Below are 17,325 nucleotides of genomic sequence, written 5' to 3'. Positions count from 1 at the left end.
TAGATCATTGAGCCGGTGTAAGTTAGTTATTTGATAAAAGCTCGGGTTCCTTATGAACTTCGATCGTACTCTCCAGCAGTACATGTCTGCCTTCAATTGAAGAGCACTCAAACGCATGCATCGCTTCAAGCACATGGTATCCAAGCTTACCACTCGCTTCAGCCTCGCTTCCGTTACGAATCGCTTCTACCATCTGGTTCAGACCGAGACCACGCTCATTCTGCTCACTTACCGTTACAGGCTGGATCACTTCCCAGACGTCCGATCCAATTCGCTTCACTTTAACATCGCCGTTAAAGAAATTCGGATCTGGCACTTGTAGCGTTCCTTCTGTTCCATGGATCTCAATCAGCGGCAGTCCTGAACCTGCGCGAACATCAAAGCTTGCGATCATGGTACCGATAACTCCACTTGCGAAATCCATGGTTCCTGCCAGATGGGTAGGAGTTTGTACCTGAAGTTTCTGCCCTTGCTTCGGTCCTGACCCAACAACACGGTCTGGAATTTGAATGCCGGTTGAAGCGCTTACCCTACGGATTGGTCCTAACAGCTTAACAAGTGCTGTCAAATAATACGGTCCCATATCCAGCATCGGTCCCCCGCCGTAGGCATAGAAAAATTCCGGATCAGGATGCCAGGACTCAGGCCCGCCCCCCATGAAAAAAGCGGTTGCAGATACCGGTCTTCCAATGACTCCGTCTTGTATGGCTTTGATTGCAGTCTGAATACCCGATCCCAAGAAAGTATCAGGGGCGGTTCCAACATAAAGCCCTTTTTCTTCTGCCAGCTCAAGCACTCTGCGCCCATCTTCAAGAGAGATGGTGAATGGTTTCTCGCCGTATACGTGCTTACCAGCCTCAAGTGCAGCTATATTGGTTACGGCATGACTGCCGGGTACCGTCAGATTTAATACAAGCTCAATTTCATCATTTTGCAAAAGCTCGTCAACAGTGTAAGCGTTTGCTATCCCGAACTCGGCTGCTCTTGCTTCGGCGCGTTCCATAATCAAGTCCGCTACCGCCACAACTTCAATTACAGGACTCTTTTTCAGGTTCGTAAGGTATATGCTGCTGATATTCCCGCACCCGATAATGCCTGCCTTCATTTTTTCCACTGATCTTGTCACTCCTCTGGTGATTGACCTTCAAGGTAATTCTTAACTGGTACTATAGTATTCGATTCGTTTATAAATTAAAATGAAGTATATGATCAAAACATGAACAATCTGGTCAATATTTTTATTTCAAGGAGTCAGTACTTATGTCAGTCGAACAATCCTGCCAAGTTCTTACAGCCGGCTTTTCATTTCATCGGAAACCTTACTATTTCTCACAGCCTGAAGGAGTTAAAAATTATTTGTTCCGTCTTCAAACCGACGGGAGGTGCAGAGCCCGGGTCGATGACCAAATGACCTTTATAGAATCAGGTGATCTGCTGTTATTTCATCCGACAGAACCGTACGAACTCAAGATTGACAATGAGGAGAACGGTGCCGGCAATTCACTTGTCGAAAGTGGAGATTATCATATTTTTTTCACAGGAGATTGGGCGGATGAATGGTGGCATAAAAAGAAGCGTCCGACGCGGATCAAGGTTGATCTGACCGAAAGCCTACTTAGCCTATTTCGTCAAATCGTTCTCGAACAGCGCCGGATCGCAAATCCATTTCCGGAGATCCCAAGCTATTATATGCGCATATTATGCCTTGAAATTGATCGTTTACTCTCAGAGCATCCGACAACGACACAAACCAGCTATTTGGCTTATCAAATTAAAAATTACATTGTAGAGAATGCTTCTACCCTGTTTAAACTTGAAGATGTGGCTTCCAGCATAGGCATCAGTGTCTCCAGAGCCGTTCATTTGTTCAAGGAGGCATTTGATACAAGTATCATGCAATACACACTGGATATCCGGTTAAATATGGCGCGGGAGCGCATTATTTTTAGTCCTATGTCACTCGAGCATGTCGCTGAATCCTCAGGCTTTAACAGCTATACTTACTTCCATCGCGTGTTTAAGGCCCGATTCGGAATGTCGCCGAGGGAATTTCGCTCAATTCATCGAGAACAACTTCTCTAACGCTTGCGCTGCTCGATAACCTCAGCTACAACCATAGCAAGATCGTCATTACCATATAATGACAGGACACCAAGGAGTGTATCGTCAGCAATATCGCCTGCTTCCTCCTTAGGAACGACGAGGTTCAACACATGCTGAAGACGTTCGTTGTTCTGTTGGGCAGGATACGCTCTGCGATACAGCTCCTCGGGGTTCTGTTCATTGTTTGCACACCACTGAGCAAAGACGAGAATCATCATATCCTCATCCTGTCTGTAGCTTTCAATGATTTGTTCTTCCATTTCCTTTTTGTTCAAGGCTCATATCTCCTGTCTTGTATGATTTATCATGAATGGTTCTGCATCAGAAGCTCTTCACACAGCTCATGGCTTGCAAGCACACGGCCGGCATGAAGCTCGCAGCCTTCCGGATCTTTGCCGAGAAAGTCCAGAAAATGCTGTACGCAGCCAGTGAATCCTCTGCGGGTGAGGACCGATTCCCAGCTTCCCGGTGTTCTAATGATGGCTGGTGCACCTGCTGCATGGAGTTGCAGCGATTCCATTTGATAGATAAGTGCCGTTCTTCCTGCTCCATGAAGCTCTATCGTCTCGGTGTCAGCCCCTGCAAAACGCACCATGCCAAACGAGCCGACTCCTCTATTTCCTGTCACAATACTGCCCGAAGCCTGGAGCAGCGCACCCTGATCGTTCATCCTCAATTGATGTGATACGAGCTCACAATCCTCACCGCCAAGCCACAATAGGGTATCAATCATATGAATTAGATCATCATAAACGGTAATACGGCTTGAGCGGCTGTCAAGCTTCATGCGATGCTTATTGCAGACGATGCTCTCAACCTCGCCAGATTGGCTGATCCAATCTCGTGCCTCTCGGTATAGTGGAGCAAACCTTCGATTGAAGCCGACCGCAAGCAGAACACCCATCGATTCGGCAAAAGCCGCCATTTCTATGGATTCTTTAAGATTATAGGATAAAGGCTTATCCACATATACGGCAATCCCCCGCTCTATACAGTTCATCACAATCTCATGGTGAGATTCTGTTGAGGTATGTACAAAAACGGCATCCGGCTCCCAGCTGAACAGCTCGTCAAGATGGGTTGTTCCCCGATCAAGCCGATATAGAGAAGTGATCTCCTCTACCTTAGACAACGATCGGTTCATCACTCCGACAACCTCCACTTCAGGATGAGCCGTAAGCAGCGGCAGGTATACTTTATTTGCGATGTCACCCAAACCTGCGATCGCAATTCTTTTTCGATGTGTTATTTTCATCTGGATCTTGACTTCCTCCTGTCTCCCTCATAATCACCTGCTCTAGTGTAACAATGGCCGGTACAACTAGCAAAGTGAAGTTACATTTGTGCATGGCTTCGTTATGTAAGTCTTGCACCATCCGGTATAATAAATGAACAATGAATTTTCAGAGGATGATATGATGAAAAAATGGCTTCTCCTTACGCTGCTCTATTTGCCAGCGCTTGTATTTCTTCTATTATATCGCAATGAAGTCATGTCATGGGCACAGGACCATGCTAATTACATGAACTTGACGCTGATTGCAACCTTATTCGCTCTGTTTCCCGTTCTTCCTTATAAGCTTGTGATCGGGCTGCTGGGGTACTCCTTCGGTGCTGTTATGGGCGGAGTTGTTACCTGGCTTGGGACAACGATTGCCTCCATTGTCGTGTACCTGATGTTCAGATGGTTATTTCAGGACAAGGGCCGATTATACCTGGAGCGTATTCCTGTCATTTCCAGGCTCACCACACTGTTCGAGCAGCATACCTTCAGTACGATACTTCTCGCTAGAATGCTTCCAATCGTTCCACAGATGGGGGTCAATATCTACGCGGGAACAGCCTCACTGCCCTTCTGGAGCTATCTGCTGGCAACCTCCGTTGGCAAGCTGCCCAGTATTGCTCTGTATGCCTATGCAGGAGGGAACTTGTTAGAGCATCCGCTTCAAACCGCAGGCATAGCTCTGATTTATATTATGATGCTCGTTATCGCGTTTGCCGTTTATAAAATAAGGTTAAAGCAAATACAAGGCCCATGTTAACCTCTCTATTTGGTTAATATCGTTTTTTTAAGATATAATACTTCAAGGACAAGTTGATCTAATTATTCTTGTAGAATGGAGTGAATATAGAATGGAACCACTATTTACAGAAAAGGCTACATTTGCGGGAGGATGCTTCTGGTGCATGGTCTCTCCCTTTGAGGATCTTCCCGGCATTTTGAAAGTACGGTCCGGCTATACCGGAGGTCATACGGAAAATCCGACCTACGAAGAGGTATGCTCCGAAACGACAGGTCATGTGGAGGCTGTTCAGATCACATATGATCCTAAATTATTCCCTTATGAGAAGCTGTTAGCGTTGTTCTGGCAGCAGATTGATCCAACCGATGCGGGAGGCCAATTTCATGACCGCGGCACTTCGTATCAAACTGCCATTTTTTATCATACAGAAGAGCAGAAGGTAAAGGCAGAAGTATCCAAACAGGCGCTTGAAGCAAGCGGAAGATTTGATAAACCGATCTTTACCCCTATTCTTCCTGCCCAGACGTTCTATGAAGCTGAAGAGCATCACCAAGATTATCATAAGAAAAATCCAGGGCATTATAAGCGTTACCGCAAAGGCTCAGGGCGCGAGGATTTCATCGAGAACCATTGGTCCCGTCCTATGAGCAAAGAACAGCTGAAAGAGCAGCTGAGCCCGATGCAATATAATGTCACTCAAAATAATGGCACCGAGCCTCCTTTTCAGAATGAATTCTGGGATCATGAAGGAGAGGGAATCTATGTAGATATCGTATCCGGTGAACCTCTCTTCAGCTCACGTGACAAATACGATGCAGGCTGCGGCTGGCCAAGCTTTACGAGGCCCCTTCGGGACTACAGTATTAAAGAGAAGACGGATTTGTCTCATTTCATGATCCGTACAGAAGTCAGAAGTCGGGAAGCTGATTCTCATCTGGGGCATGTGTTTGATGATGGGCCTGGAGAGAATGGACTGCGATACTGCATCAATTCTGCAGCGCTGAGGTTCGTTCCAAAAGAGGATCTGGAGAAAGAGGGCTACGCTGAGTATGTCCATCTATTCGAGAATACAAATAAATAAGCCATCAGGCTTGTTAGAATTAGAAAACGCAGGAGCTATCTATATAGCCCTGCGTTTTTGGATGTTCCGCTTTTTTAACGGCCCTGTTTGACTAGCACCTGTATATTCTGCTGTTCTAGATCCAGCCAACCACAAGACTAATCCACAGGGCAAAGGGTACTAGAAGCAGCTGGGCTAGCAGCGTACCTGCAAGACGTGACATCAGCATGCAGCCATACACTCGGTTCATCTGCTCCAGACGAATATCTCCACGTAGTGAGCGATCACTTAGAAGTGCAATCCGAGGGTCAATCAACAGAGTCAGCAGAATCGTTGCCATACCGTTAATTAAGCCTGACGATTGCGAAGCAGCCATCGCTTGCTCAGGATTTAAATAGGCTGCATATAAAGTGGCAAGAACTCCAACCGTATAAATAGCCGTAACCGACATGTTAAGGACCATCAGCCTTCTCGGTAAATTTCCACCGAAACATGTCTGGAGCATGGAAAATCTAGGCCAAGAAATATAGTGGAGTGCATTTTTCATCGTGTTCTTAGAGCACAGAGAAGCAAGCATGCCAGGAATCGAGCCTGACTTCTCCAGGTGAACCACCAGCCTTGAGGACCATCTTACCATGGTCGGAAACATAAGAATTGCGATGAGTGTTCCCACTGCTGCCGCTCCTAATATCAAATGAAGCTGAGTTTGAAGCATGCTGCTGTCTGTACCATTGGCTTTATCAACCATTGAACCAAGAAGCGGCCCCTGTGCCATATTAGAAGTTCTTGAGACGAGGAGCAGCACACCAGATAAAGACAAAGCGATCGTAATCCGCTTCGTTCTTAACCCGCCCAGCCTCAGTGCATAGGACAGGCTGTCTGCAGCATGAATAATCATCGTAAACAGAAACGGCAGAGCAAGTTGCAGCAGCATGATCTATTCACTCCTTATGTTTTTGATATTTTGTTATCGGGTAATAAATAGATGAGACATCTTAATGAAGGGAGAGAAACATTATGCCATGGAGCAAACACGACTACCCTCCATCCATGAAAAATCTTGACCCCAGAATCCGCGAGAAAGCTGTTGAAATTGCAAATGCTTTGCTGGAAGACGGATATGAGGAAGGCCGGTCCATTGCCATCGCTACTGCTCAAGCCAAAGAATGGGATGAGAATCATCCTGAAGCAAACAGCAGCTCTGACAGCAGCAATGACAGGCCTGTTCATTCTTCTGGTGATCACCGGAATCTTCATGTTGTTCCCTTTGAAGATGGCTGGGCAATCAAAAAAGAAGGCACAAACAAGCCAGAGGATACCTATCGATTAAAAAATGAAGCAGAGGATGCGGCAAAAAAAATCGCATCAGGCAAGGAAATGAGAGTCATCATCCATGATAAACAAGGTAAGATTATGACCTCAAAAATATATAATTGAGCTTGTTACTTGAGCAGCTAAGCTATGTAAGAATCAGCTTGGCTGCTCCTATGATTCCTGCCTTATTTCCTAATATGGCTGGTAAGATAGGGAGCGGCGGATGATCTGCAAATCCATCCATGGTGTACCTCTCTATTTGTTCGCGTACCGGACAGAGCAAGGCATCCCCTTGTTCTGAAATCGCACCCCCGATGATAATAGCCGCTGGATTATAGAGATGAATGAGATTCGTCAAACCGATAGCGATGTATTCGGCATAGTCACGGATAAGGTTCTTTGCAGCTTCGTTTCCTGCCTTGGCTTCTATAAACAGTTGTCTGGGATCATCAGCCCAAGCAGGCTGTCCTGCTTCCAATACCTGTCTTTTTAGTGCTGTAACTGATGCATACTGCTCCCAGCAGCCTTTCGAACCGCATGTACATGGCTTTCCACCCATTTGGATTACCTGATGTCCAAAGGCACCTGCATACCCGCTTCTTCCCCGGTAGGTACGGCCATTCGTTATCATGCTGCCGCCTACTCCCGTTCCAAGACTAACACATAGAAATTCGGACAGACCTCTTCCTGCACCCTGCCACATTTCCCCAATCGCCAAGACGTTTACATCATTCTCCAGCCTTGTAGGCAGGTGAAGTCTTCTCTCCATTTCTTCTCTTAGCGGAGTTCCTTTCCAGTCTGGCAAATTCGCTGTCGCACTGCCAATTGCCCCGTCTATGGTAATGAACCCTGCCGTTCCCATTCCAATGCCTGCTACTTTTATATTTAGACTCTTAGCCTTGCTAGTACAGCTTGCAGCAGCTTCGGCAATGGAGGCAAGCAGTTGATCCTTGCCCTTATCTGCATTCGTTGGGACAATCATATCGTATAGAATGACTCCATCATCTCGTACAAGCCCGGCCTTGATATTCGTTCCCCCAATATCCAACCCCACTGCGCCCTGATGCATGACTGTCTCCCCCTTCTTTTCATGCATTTATCCCAATAGTCTGTTGTATTTTGTTAGGTCTGCAATGATATGATCAACGTAATACGTCGTTTGTTCTGTTTCTCCATACTCAGCAAGCACAGTTGCCGCTCCCCTTATCAACCACAGGATCATATTTTCTAAAAGTACGGACTGATCTAGCTGTAGACCGCTCTGTTCATAACCTTTTTTAAAGTCAAAAATAGAAGCAGCAGCTTGTTGATCTGTCCATGCCTTACCAATCGACGAAGTTAATAACGCAGCTGCATCGAAGTGATAATCACCTGTTCTTGCTTCTCCAAAATCAATGATATACACCGAAGCTGCATGAAAAATGACGTTCCAGATGCCCAAATCAGCATGGATACATCCTTCCATTCGTTGGTTCATCTCTAGACAAGCCGTTACATATTTTTCAAGAGACGCGTTTAAATTATCGGACATGTTTTGAGTTGCTTCGTTCCAGCTGTATTCCAGAGAAAAACGATCTTCTTGATCATGAACTGTCGTATTTCTCAATACGGTATGTAGGATGCCTAGTGCTTTGCCCATTTGCAGGAACATGTGCTGAACAGGAACCTTGTCCGGCTTCAAATAGTGCTGAAGATTGTATACGTTGCCTTGAACCTCTATAAATCCGTTTTCATTACGACCTGGAAGAATATATGGAGTAACGTAATGCGCTGCAGCTGTACTAGAAATTTCATATTCGCAAGCCGCTTGAAGCTTGCTTCTTAGTCGTCTTAAAACGAATTGATGTCCTTGCATCGTTTCTAACCGGCAGGCATGAGATGTATGCCCCGAGGATATAGGAACAAGCCCGCTGGCTTCTCCAATCTCATAGTGCTCTTCTAAACTTCTAAGCAGGAACCCTTCTGAAATTTGCACATTGTTTCTCCTTTATGGAATTCTAGCAAGACTTCGCCCTTTATCCCCTCTATGTTATCCTTTTTATCCAGAATAAGTAAAGTATTTAAAGGGAAAAAGAAAAGCCGCACATTCAAGAATGTTACGGCTTTTGTGGGGATTTATATGCATTCATTGCATTTTTCAGCTGATCTAATGCCTGCTGGTATTGCAGCTTGTCTTTCTCTGAAGCCGATAACTGTCTTCGCATGGTCAAATCATCCTGCAGCCGCTTGACCAGCTCTGCGATTTGATCGTTTGGTTTAGAGGTCGTCGGTTTAGGCAAAGATTGTTTTCCTGTCTGTACTGTAAGCTCTCCTCGGCTGTCCACCTGTCCTACAAATACCTGCTTCAGCGGAAGCCCCAGTCTGCGCAGCTCTTTATGAACCCAATCTTCATTATGGCCCGAAGCGTTTAACGAATCGGGTAATATATGTCCGTCGATGATAATTGTTCTTGGCTCTTGCTCGGAAGACAGCTGATATCCTAATAGATCCGCAGTAAGAGGCTGATGCTCTTTTTTGAGCATTACATTAATCTCACCACTCTGCTCCATTATCGCAAACTCTACATCTGCTACCCTGAATACATCTTTTTTACGCAGCTGCTCTAAAAATTCATCCACCGTCAGGCGTTCTTTTTTCAGGTTATCTCTGAGCAAGGCGCCCCTTTCAACCAACACAGTTGCTTTCCCGTCTACGATGTCCCTGAATTTTTTACTCTTCATGGTAAAATACTCTGCAACAGCAGATACGACAACCCATACAAACAGGGCTACAAATCCTAGATACCAGGTATTATCAAGATCAAGAGAAATGTAACCCACCAAGTTTCCCAAGGTGATACCTGTGATATATTCAAATAACGATAACTGGGAGATTTGACGTTTTCCTAATATTTTCGTGATCAGAAAAAGGACGGTTACTGCTGCCAATGTTCTGATCGAAACCTCCAGCCAATCAGGCATGTTCGTTCGCCTCCTAATCGATGGTCGTTTAGTGATTCTTTTTTGCTTAATTGCTGAATTATTTACCCTTTGTTTTTGGGAAAATAATTCAGCATACCTCAACAATTTTGATTAAATTCGTCGTTCCCGATCTTCCAATCGGTACCCCTGCTGACAACACCACAGTATCCCCCGGCTCCACAAACCCCTTCATTGCCGCGTTTCGAGTCACCGATTCAAACATCTCATCTGTTGTTGTTACCTTTTCACCCAAGTATGGGAACACTCCCGAGTACAAGCATAATTTAGGCAGCACCTCAGGATTGGATGTGATTGCCAGGATAGGCGCTTCCGGACGATACTTCGATATCATTCTTGCGGTAAACCCGCTGCCTGTGGATGTAATAATCACCTTTGCTCCGAGCTCAAGTGACGCACTTACCGCGCTTTGGCTGATAACCTCGGTTATTTTGGTCGCATGCTGCTCTCTCTTCTTAAGGAAGCCACTTCTGTAATCAATAAGTGATTCAGCCTTCTTGGCAACGGCAGCCATGGTGCGAACTGATTCCACCGGATACTTCCCGGCCGCAGATTCTCCCGACAGCATCACAACATCGGCTCCCTGCAGAACTGCATTGGATACATCGCTGACCTCGGCACGGGTGGGACGAGGATTCACTTGCATGGAATCCAGCATATGTGTAGCCACAATGACAGGCTTCCCTGCCAAATTGCATTTTTGGATAAGCTCAATTTGAACCATTGGAACATCCTCAATCGGCACCTCGACACCCAAATCACCCCGAGCTACCATAATTCCATCCGATGCTTCAATAATCTCGTTGATCCGATCTACGCCCTCTTGGTTCTCAATTTTGGCATAGATTTGAACATGCTCTGCCTTGTTTTGTTTGAGGATAGACCTGATTTCCTCAATATCTGCTCCTTTGCGCACGAAGGACGCTGCAATCATTTCCACCTTGTTCTCGAGCCCAAAAGCAATATGCTTCTTATCTCGTTCTGTTACCCCTGGCAGTGTCGTTTTAATTCCTGGGAGATTAACTCCTTTTCTAGGCTTTAGCACACCACCATTCAGGATTCTGCAGTGTATATCCGGCCCAGTTACCTCCATCACTTCCAGTCCAATCAGTCCGTCATCAATAAGTACGATGTTTCCCGATTTAACAACCAGATTCATCTCCGCATAATTCACACCTATACGTTTGGCATCACCCAATACTTCTTCTGTTGTTAATATGAGTTCTTCCCCGGTCACTAGCTGGACAAAAGCTTCCTTAAGTTTGCCGATTCGTATCTCGGGTCCTTTAATATCTATCATAATCGGTACAAATGTGCCCAACTCCTCTGCTGCCTGACGTACTTGCTTCATTCGCTGGACATGCTCATGTGGTTCGCCGTGTGCCATGTTCAGACGTGCCACGGTCATCCCTTGCTGAATCATTTGCTTTAACCGATCAATGGAGTCGCAAGCAGGCCCCATCGTACAAATAATTTTCGTCTTAAGCATTCTTTCTCCTCACTTGTCGATAAAATTTAACCGTCACAAAAAGGTTCCTTTGTGAAGTATGTGTTCTCTCTTTATAAATCATGTATAAGGACGTTCCATTTGTCCGTTTCATTTTTGGCTCCCTCTCAGTCGTTCCATTTTTGGCCCCCTCTCTCCGGTTGCTTCGCAAAAGTCGTTCGGGCTCCAAAAATTCCACTGGGGCTTTAAAGATCTTAAAGATCTGCTGTTTTAACGTTCCACTTGGAGGATAAACAGACAAGACAAAGAAACCGATACATCACACCTCTGTATCGGTCTTTGTCAAAATGATAACGATATTTAAATTACATCTGTCAGCTGTTTTCTACTATGCTGATCAAGCTCTCTCCAATCAAGAATTTCGCAGCGCTTACCATTTATATCCGTTAATATCAATCGTCCTTCTTCAGGATATTGCACATGCTCGTGCAAATTACGCATTGCCATTCGTGTAGGGCCAAGCGTCGTCTGCAGCTCCCATACCCAGAGCTCTGATTTTTCTTTAACACTGTCAACTCGGGTTACTCTCGGCAGGAAATAACGAAATTGCAATTCTCTCCCCAATTCCTCTACACTTTCAGCATCCAGCTGACTTATATCCCTAATAATTCCGAGCTCATCTCCCTTCGCATTACGAATGGAAATATACTGAGAAGTGTACTTAAAAGGAAAAGTTCGATAGACTAGAATTTCATCATACAGTGCGCCTTCTACAACTCCCTGCAATACGCCTCCCGGCCCCCGACTAAACATGACAGCAGGCGGCTGAAGAAAATGAATATCGTAAGGATCCCGTTCCATTAGCCTTCGACCCCCTTGATCTTCGACAATTCTTGCTGTGCATCAACTAGCTTACGATAAGCTCCCTCTTCGATCGCGAGCAATTCTTCATGTGTACCCACTTCAACGATTTTCCCTTTGTCCAATACTACCAAACGATCGGCATTTCGCAGAGTTGACAGACGATGTGCAATGGCAAATGTCGTTCGTCCCTGTATAAGTCTCGAAATGGCTTCTTGAATCTGACGTTCGGTCTCTGTATCGACGGAAGCCGTTGCTTCATCCAATATCAAAATTCGTGGGTCATGTATAATTGCCCGGGCAATAGCAACACGCTGTTTTTCTCCTCCAGACAGCCTATGCCCTCGTTCACCAACACGTGTATCATATCCATCCGGCAGACGAACAATAAAATCATGTGCGTTAGCAATCTTGGCTGCTCGCATTATTTCATCCGGTGTAGCATCAGGCTTGGAATAAGCGATATTATCTGCTATTGTTCCATCGAATAAGAACGTCTCTTGGAGCACCACCCCGATCTTATTCCGAAGATCAATTTGACTAATCTCTGTTAGCGGAACTCCGTCGATGAGGAGGCTTCCTTCATCTGGATCATAGAAACGGCAAATCAGATTAATGAATGTCGATTTACCTGCTCCTGAATGTCCAACCAGCCCAATCATTTCTCCCGGCTGAACCTCCAGACTCACCCTCTTTAATACGGGATGATGCTTCTCATAGCCATAGGTTACCTCATTGAACTGGACATGTCCCTTCATACTGCCAATATCACGCGGGTTCTGAGCATCAGGCACATCCGGTGTCGTATCAAGAATTTCGAACACTCGGTCTGCAGCAGCCAGTGCATTACTGGACCAGTTAATCATCTGGCTAATCCATTGCAGGGGACCAAACAGCATACCAAGATAGGATATTAGAGCCATGAGTACACCTAGCTGAAGCTCGCCTTGTATAACCGATGCTCCGCCATAATACCAGATGAGAAGTGTCCCAATACCAGCGATCAAGGAGAATAAAGGGAACATTCCCTGCCACAATCCCTCAATACGAATGTTGTGCTTCACAAGCTGTTCATTTACTTCACTATATCGGGATATCTCTGCCTTCTCTTTGTCCAAAAGCTTTTACTACTCTTATCCCCTGAAGCGAGTCACCAACAATGACGTTCAGACGAAAAATAGATCTCCACTGCTGATACCAACGCCGCCCGATCTTCGGCCATAGAGATAAGGACACGAACACCATTACAGGCATAGGCAATAGCGCAAAGAGAGTCAGCTTCCAGTCGAGTCCAAACATAATAGCAAAGATGGCAACCACTCGAAGAGATTCCCCGGTTACCCAGATAATACCGTCTGTCATGAATTGCCGCATCGCCTCCGAGTCACTGTTGACCCGGCCAATAAATTGCGAGGTTTGTCTGCGATCAAAGAAGGACAGGGACAGCTTCATTAATGCGTGATAGATATCCTTTCGAATGTCCCCCATTAACTTGGAACCGACCCATACTCCCAGCAATCCGCGAAACGTTTGCATGACCGATGTGACCAGCATCGCAGCTCCTAAGCCGACGACTAGCCACAGTAATGAGTCTGCTATTGAATCCGGTTTCAAGACATCATCTATCATAATCTTCGTTAAATAAGGCGGGATTAGTTCGACAAGAGTAGTTAATACAAGTAAGATTCCAGCCACAATCATTTGTCCTTTATACGGCTTTGCGTACTGGAGCATGCGAAGAAGAACTTTCCCATTATCTTTGCAGACAGGACATGTCTGCGTTCCTTCCGCCAGTGGATGCTCGCAATTCGGGCAATATCGCGGAATTTCTTTTTCCGAAGCAGTTGGCAGCTCTTCCTGCTGAATCACTGCACATACCAGCTTAGCTGCGAAACTATAGACCGCCGTAAGGGCGGCCGTATATCTCGCTATAACAACAGGACCTTTGGAAGTATCGGCAATTAAGGAGCCGCCGCCTATTCCGCTGACGGCTCGGGCTTCTGTCATTTGCTGTACTTCCAGCCTGCTTATATTGACTCCTTGTGGAGTCCAGACCGTGACCTCTTCCCTGGTGATCACGATCCACTGTTCTCCAAAATGTCCATTGTGTAATAAATCTGTCCGTTCGCTGAATAACAATGGATCTTCAATTTGACTTCCGATCGAACTCGGAAGCCCTTGGACTATCGACAATGAAGACACTCTCCCATCCTAAGCATCCTAGTTACCTGGACTTCACAACGATTTTGCGAATACTCTCACTGGATAGATGATACTTCTGCTCCAGCTCCGAAACAGACCATCCTTTGGAATAATACAGTGAAATCTCTGCGTTGCGCTGAGCTAGCTGCTTGCGGGCTCCGCTCTTTTCTCCCCAGCGTGCACGCTCTTCGGTAGCTTTTGGGATGTAGATGAGATCTCCTTGAATATACTTTTGAATCTCTTTCAGCAAGCTAGGGGGAAGCGCATCTCTTCCATTTTTGTACATCACGATAAATATCCTCCTCGAATACGGTTCTCTGGCCACTCACGTCATCACTTACAAACACATTTAAAATCATGTTCGCATCTCCTTTCGTTCATTTTTTGGTTGTTGTAACCTTCTCACGGAAACTATGCCCTCAAAAAAATAAAAAAACCCTGAACGTTTACAAATGTCCATAGGCAGTCCTCTTGATTATTCATAAGCTAAACATTACACACATCATCCATCTCACGCTTCATTCAAAATTCCTTGTCATGATCGCGTATCGGTATAGAGGTACCTTGCTTTGAGCATATTCAGTTGTTCCTGTCGTTGAAGTTTGAATGACGGCTGCATTGTACTTTCTCCTCTCTTCTTAAGATTAGATTTCGCCTGATATTCAGCAAGTTAGCATGTGGCAAAATCTTCAATATGTAAAACTAAACTTATTATAATGAAAGCATTGTTATATAGGCAAGAAGTAGTTTTTAAAATTTACAAATTTTATAACTCCGATCAAATGGAATCAAAGAATTCCGATACACACGTTTCCTAAGAAGAAGGACACTTCGTAAGCTTCCATGCGATCTATAATTAATTAATGAGAGGAGACATTAGCCTCCTCTCATGCTAAATGCACAACTTCCGCACTTAAGCGAAAGTCACCTCGCGCTCATTGATCAATTGGATCATCTCCTTTCCTTGTATTTCGTCGGCCCCGACAACTACATTATATAATCCGTGATTTCCATCAGGGTAGAGAAAGAAAAGTTATAACTAATCTTTACCGTAGTCGAGTCTAAAGACCTGATTTCCATATAAATCGTAAACCCGCTAACAGCGAAAATCCTGATAACGAAAGCGGTTCCAGCTTGGAACTAGCTTAATCATCTATTTCTCCATCCAGCCACCCTGATTGAACGTTTTTTTCATCTGCTAAATTCAAGAAATTCAATTCTGTTGCCAAATGGATCATGGACATAGAAACGTGTGATACCTTCTTCTGTACGTGCCTCGTCATGAATAATGGTTACATTTTGCCTCGCTAGATGCACCTTTAAAGCTTCTATATTGTGAACATGAAATGCAGGATGGGCTTTGGTAGCGGGGGTAAAATCCTTCTGAACCCCAATATGTACTTCATGAATACCACATTTAAACCAAACACCACCTCGTTTCTGTAATGGCTCCGGCTTTGGAATTTCGGTCCACCCTAATATCTCTTTAAAGAAATGACGTGCTTCTGATTCACGGCCTTCCGGTGCAGCAAGCTGAACATGATCAAGACCAACAAACCTAAACGACATCGTCCTTCTCCTCCTTATGAACGCAATTTACGTTTCATTAGATGAAACTGAGTTTTAATTAATATCGTAATATTATTTTACCTAATTCGGACGGAAAGAGCTATCGCGTTTTTTGGTCTTGCAGTGCTACCTCAGAGTAAAGATGAAAAGCCTCGGACTCTTGTTCGTTATAAGTTACTTTGTAGGCGATAATCCCTGGAAGCAAATCGGTTATTCTGAAAGAATATAGACTGATCCTCAATGACATTTATGGATAAATTTTGAGATTTGTGGAATTGGTTGGTGAAGACAACGCAAAAAGGACCTGCAAACATGCAGATCCTTCTGTTCTTTCGTATACTGTTCAACTGTATCATCAATACCAAATAATCTTCTATCCTCCGGCAGCACTTGACTTCTTGACCCGGGTGGTGGATACGTGATGCTTGGTATCCTTAGCGCTAATAGGTAAATACGTTACGTACGCAGTTGCAGGCTTCGGTATCGGTAATAGCCCAACATCGGTCTTTGCCGGCTTCGGCTGCAAGATTTCCCTCTCATATTCGGGCAGCTTCTTCTTCGCTGCTGCTTGAGTAATCAGAGTTATGAACTTACTTGCAATCCATACAGCTAGCACCGTATACAACGTTTCTTTGAGTGGCATAAAGAGAAGCGACAACAGCAATACAATTCCGTCAAAAATAAAGAACACTGATCCGATCTTCATCCGGCTCCATTTGCTGAGGATCACCGCCAAAATATCATCTCCGCCTGTCGCGCTTCCGCTCGCAATAACAATCCCTGCTCCCACTCCGGTTAAAATCCCGGAAATGAGGGCCGCTGCCAGCAGACTTCCCTGCAGATCAATGACCAGGGGTGAATACCGTTCGCACCATTCATAAAATAATGAGAAAGATAAGGCTCCGAGCATGGCTTTGAGCATATACTTTCGGCCCATAAAATACCATGCAATCAGAATGACGGGAATATCCAGCAGCAAGCTGGTGAGCGCAGGAGACCAACCGGCAACATAGCTGCCAAGCAGGGCTAATCCTACAAATCCGCCTTCCGACAAATGGTTTACATAGTTGATGTGATAAAAAGCAAACGCCATCAGCATCGTCCCAAAAAGCATCATTCCGATACTTTTCAGCTCATTCCGATTAAACATCGATCTTACGGCCTCGGTTACAGCCGTCTTTTTTCTGTTTTCGAATGAAACAGGTTGTTCTTGTGATATTACAGCCGCCTTATTCCAAAACAGAAGTTTTTGCTTTGTCCTCATACAGATTCCCTCGCATTGTTTGTAGTTTGGTCAGAAACAGACCGAAACTAACGCGTAAGGAAAGCTGAGAGGAGTTCATCCTTCGAATATTCATTTTGCTTACCTCTCCCTACGCATAGTTGGTCATTTTACAAGTGACTTTTTACTAATCGCGTAAGGGAAGCTACGTATACGAGGAATCATTTCGTTTCCAAATTGTCCTTTGGGGCTTCATCCTTCGGGGACTCATGGTATCCAGATCCTTTCTGTTAGTAATCATATATTCGTGCATATAGTCAGTTCTTTAATATATGATTAAACTAATTATAACATACCAGAAACGGTGCCTGCTTGGTATTTTATACTCACTTTATTACATGCTCCATGTCCATTTCATGTAGCGGCGAATAGACTATTAATATTCAACCCATCGTCTTTAGTCGCATACCTCTAGTTCTTACGGCTCTTTCTTCAGGATGTGGTGCTTTTCGGTTCGTCAAATTCGGGTAAATGGTATAATATAG

18 protein-coding genes are annotated in these 17,325 nt (G+C 44.9%); 4 read left to right on the top strand and 14 right to left on the bottom strand.

The features are described from left to right. Positions 1-22: 22 nt before the first annotated feature. Positions 23-1,114, bottom strand: coding sequence for a Gfo/Idh/MocA family protein (locus tag ACFQ3J_RS01980; protein ID WP_091158255.1), 1,092 nt, complete (start codon positions 1,112-1,114; stop codon positions 23-25). Between the two features lie 146 nt (positions 1,115-1,260). On the opposite strand from ACFQ3J_RS01980, the gene ACFQ3J_RS01975 reads away from it, so the two are divergent. Then, on the top strand, positions 1,261-2,082 hold the full coding sequence (locus ACFQ3J_RS01975) for an AraC family transcriptional regulator (protein ID WP_091158256.1): 822 nt from the start codon (positions 1,261-1,263) through the stop codon (positions 2,080-2,082). Here ACFQ3J_RS01975 and ACFQ3J_RS01970 read toward each other — a convergent pair. Next, a complete protein-coding gene (locus ACFQ3J_RS01970; RefSeq protein WP_251580964.1) occupies positions 2,079-2,378 on the bottom strand; it encodes a hypothetical protein in 300 nt (99 codons plus the stop codon). The two genes, ACFQ3J_RS01975 and ACFQ3J_RS01970, sit on opposite strands and share 4 nt — an antisense overlap. A 29-nt stretch (positions 2,379-2,407) precedes the next feature. Then, positions 2,408-3,358, bottom strand: coding sequence for a Gfo/Idh/MocA family protein (locus ACFQ3J_RS01965; RefSeq protein WP_251580963.1), 951 nt, complete (start codon positions 3,356-3,358; stop codon positions 2,408-2,410). A gap of 160 nt (positions 3,359-3,518) precedes the next feature. Between ACFQ3J_RS01965 and ACFQ3J_RS01960 the strand changes: the two genes are divergently transcribed. Beyond that, positions 3,519-4,145 carry a TVP38/TMEM64 family protein gene (locus tag ACFQ3J_RS01960; protein ID WP_251580962.1) on the top strand — a complete coding sequence of 209 codons (627 nt, stop codon included), beginning with the start codon at positions 3,519-3,521 and terminating at the stop codon, positions 4,143-4,145. Positions 4,146-4,236: 91 nt separating this feature from the next. Further along, positions 4,237-5,208 (top strand): peptide-methionine (R)-S-oxide reductase MsrB, encoded by a 972-nt coding sequence (gene msrB, locus ACFQ3J_RS01955; protein ID WP_091158261.1) that lies wholly within the window; start codon positions 4,237-4,239, stop codon positions 5,206-5,208. A gap of 115 nt (positions 5,209-5,323) precedes the next feature. On the opposite strand, the gene ACFQ3J_RS01950 is transcribed toward msrB, so the two are convergent. Further along, entirely contained in the window at positions 5,324-6,121 is a 798-nt protein-coding gene (locus ACFQ3J_RS01950; protein WP_091158262.1) for a lipid II flippase family protein, read from the bottom strand. A gap of 83 nt (positions 6,122-6,204) precedes the next feature. On the opposite strand from ACFQ3J_RS01950, the gene ACFQ3J_RS01945 reads away from it, so the two are divergent. After that, positions 6,205-6,624 (top strand): DUF2188 domain-containing protein, encoded by a 420-nt coding sequence (locus ACFQ3J_RS01945; RefSeq protein ID WP_091158264.1) that lies wholly within the window; start codon positions 6,205-6,207, stop codon positions 6,622-6,624. A gap of 22 nt (positions 6,625-6,646) precedes the next feature. Here the strand turns inward: ACFQ3J_RS01945 and ACFQ3J_RS01940 are convergent, their stop codons facing one another. The 10 genes from ACFQ3J_RS01940 to ACFQ3J_RS01895 form a co-directional block, all read right to left on the bottom strand. Then, positions 6,647-7,570 (bottom strand): ROK family protein, encoded by a 924-nt coding sequence (locus tag ACFQ3J_RS01940; protein ID WP_091158265.1) that lies wholly within the window; start codon positions 7,568-7,570, stop codon positions 6,647-6,649. A gap of 27 nt (positions 7,571-7,597) precedes the next feature. Next, complete coding sequence (locus tag ACFQ3J_RS01935; RefSeq protein WP_091158267.1) at positions 7,598-8,476, bottom strand: phosphotransferase enzyme family protein; 879 nt, start codon at positions 8,474-8,476, stop codon at positions 7,598-7,600. Positions 8,477-8,597: 121 nt separating this feature from the next. After that, positions 8,598-9,461 (bottom strand): DUF421 domain-containing protein, encoded by an 864-nt coding sequence (locus ACFQ3J_RS01930; RefSeq protein ID WP_091158268.1) that lies wholly within the window; start codon positions 9,459-9,461, stop codon positions 8,598-8,600. Positions 9,462-9,549: 88 nt separating this feature from the next. Next, on the bottom strand, positions 9,550-10,968 hold the full coding sequence (gene pyk / locus ACFQ3J_RS01925; protein ID WP_091158270.1) for a pyruvate kinase: 1,419 nt from the start codon (positions 10,966-10,968) through the stop codon (positions 9,550-9,552). A 318-nt stretch (positions 10,969-11,286) separates the two neighbouring features. Beyond that, positions 11,287-11,787 (bottom strand): DUF1854 domain-containing protein, encoded by a 501-nt coding sequence (locus ACFQ3J_RS01920; RefSeq protein ID WP_091158272.1) that lies wholly within the window; start codon positions 11,785-11,787, stop codon positions 11,287-11,289. Further along, positions 11,787-12,905, bottom strand: coding sequence for an ABC transporter ATP-binding protein (locus ACFQ3J_RS01915; RefSeq protein WP_251580961.1), 1,119 nt, complete (start codon positions 12,903-12,905; stop codon positions 11,787-11,789). The genes ACFQ3J_RS01920 and ACFQ3J_RS01915 overlap by 1 nt, the downstream gene beginning before the upstream one ends. Then, entirely contained in the window at positions 12,871-13,980 is a 1,110-nt protein-coding gene (locus ACFQ3J_RS01910) for an ABC transporter transmembrane domain-containing protein (protein WP_251580959.1), read from the bottom strand. The genes ACFQ3J_RS01915 and ACFQ3J_RS01910 overlap by 35 nt, the downstream gene beginning before the upstream one ends. A 31-nt stretch (positions 13,981-14,011) precedes the next feature. Beyond that, positions 14,012-14,275, bottom strand: coding sequence for a CD3324 family protein (locus ACFQ3J_RS01905; protein WP_285849985.1), 264 nt, complete (start codon positions 14,273-14,275; stop codon positions 14,012-14,014). Between the two features lie 905 nt (positions 14,276-15,180). Next, positions 15,181-15,558, bottom strand: a complete 378-nt coding sequence (locus tag ACFQ3J_RS01900; protein WP_091158273.1) for a VOC family protein — start codon at positions 15,556-15,558, stop codon at positions 15,181-15,183. Between the two features lie 373 nt (positions 15,559-15,931). Next, on the bottom strand, positions 15,932-16,822 hold the full coding sequence (locus ACFQ3J_RS01895) for a YitT family protein (RefSeq protein WP_311285555.1): 891 nt from the start codon (positions 16,820-16,822) through the stop codon (positions 15,932-15,934). Positions 16,823-17,325: the final 503 nt, after the last annotated feature.

This window comes from Paenibacillus provencensis (assembly GCF_042678545.1).
GTDB lineage: Bacteria > Bacillota > Bacilli > Paenibacillales > Paenibacillaceae > Paenibacillus > Paenibacillus provencensis.
This window is presented reverse-complemented; position numbering and strand designations above follow the sequence as displayed.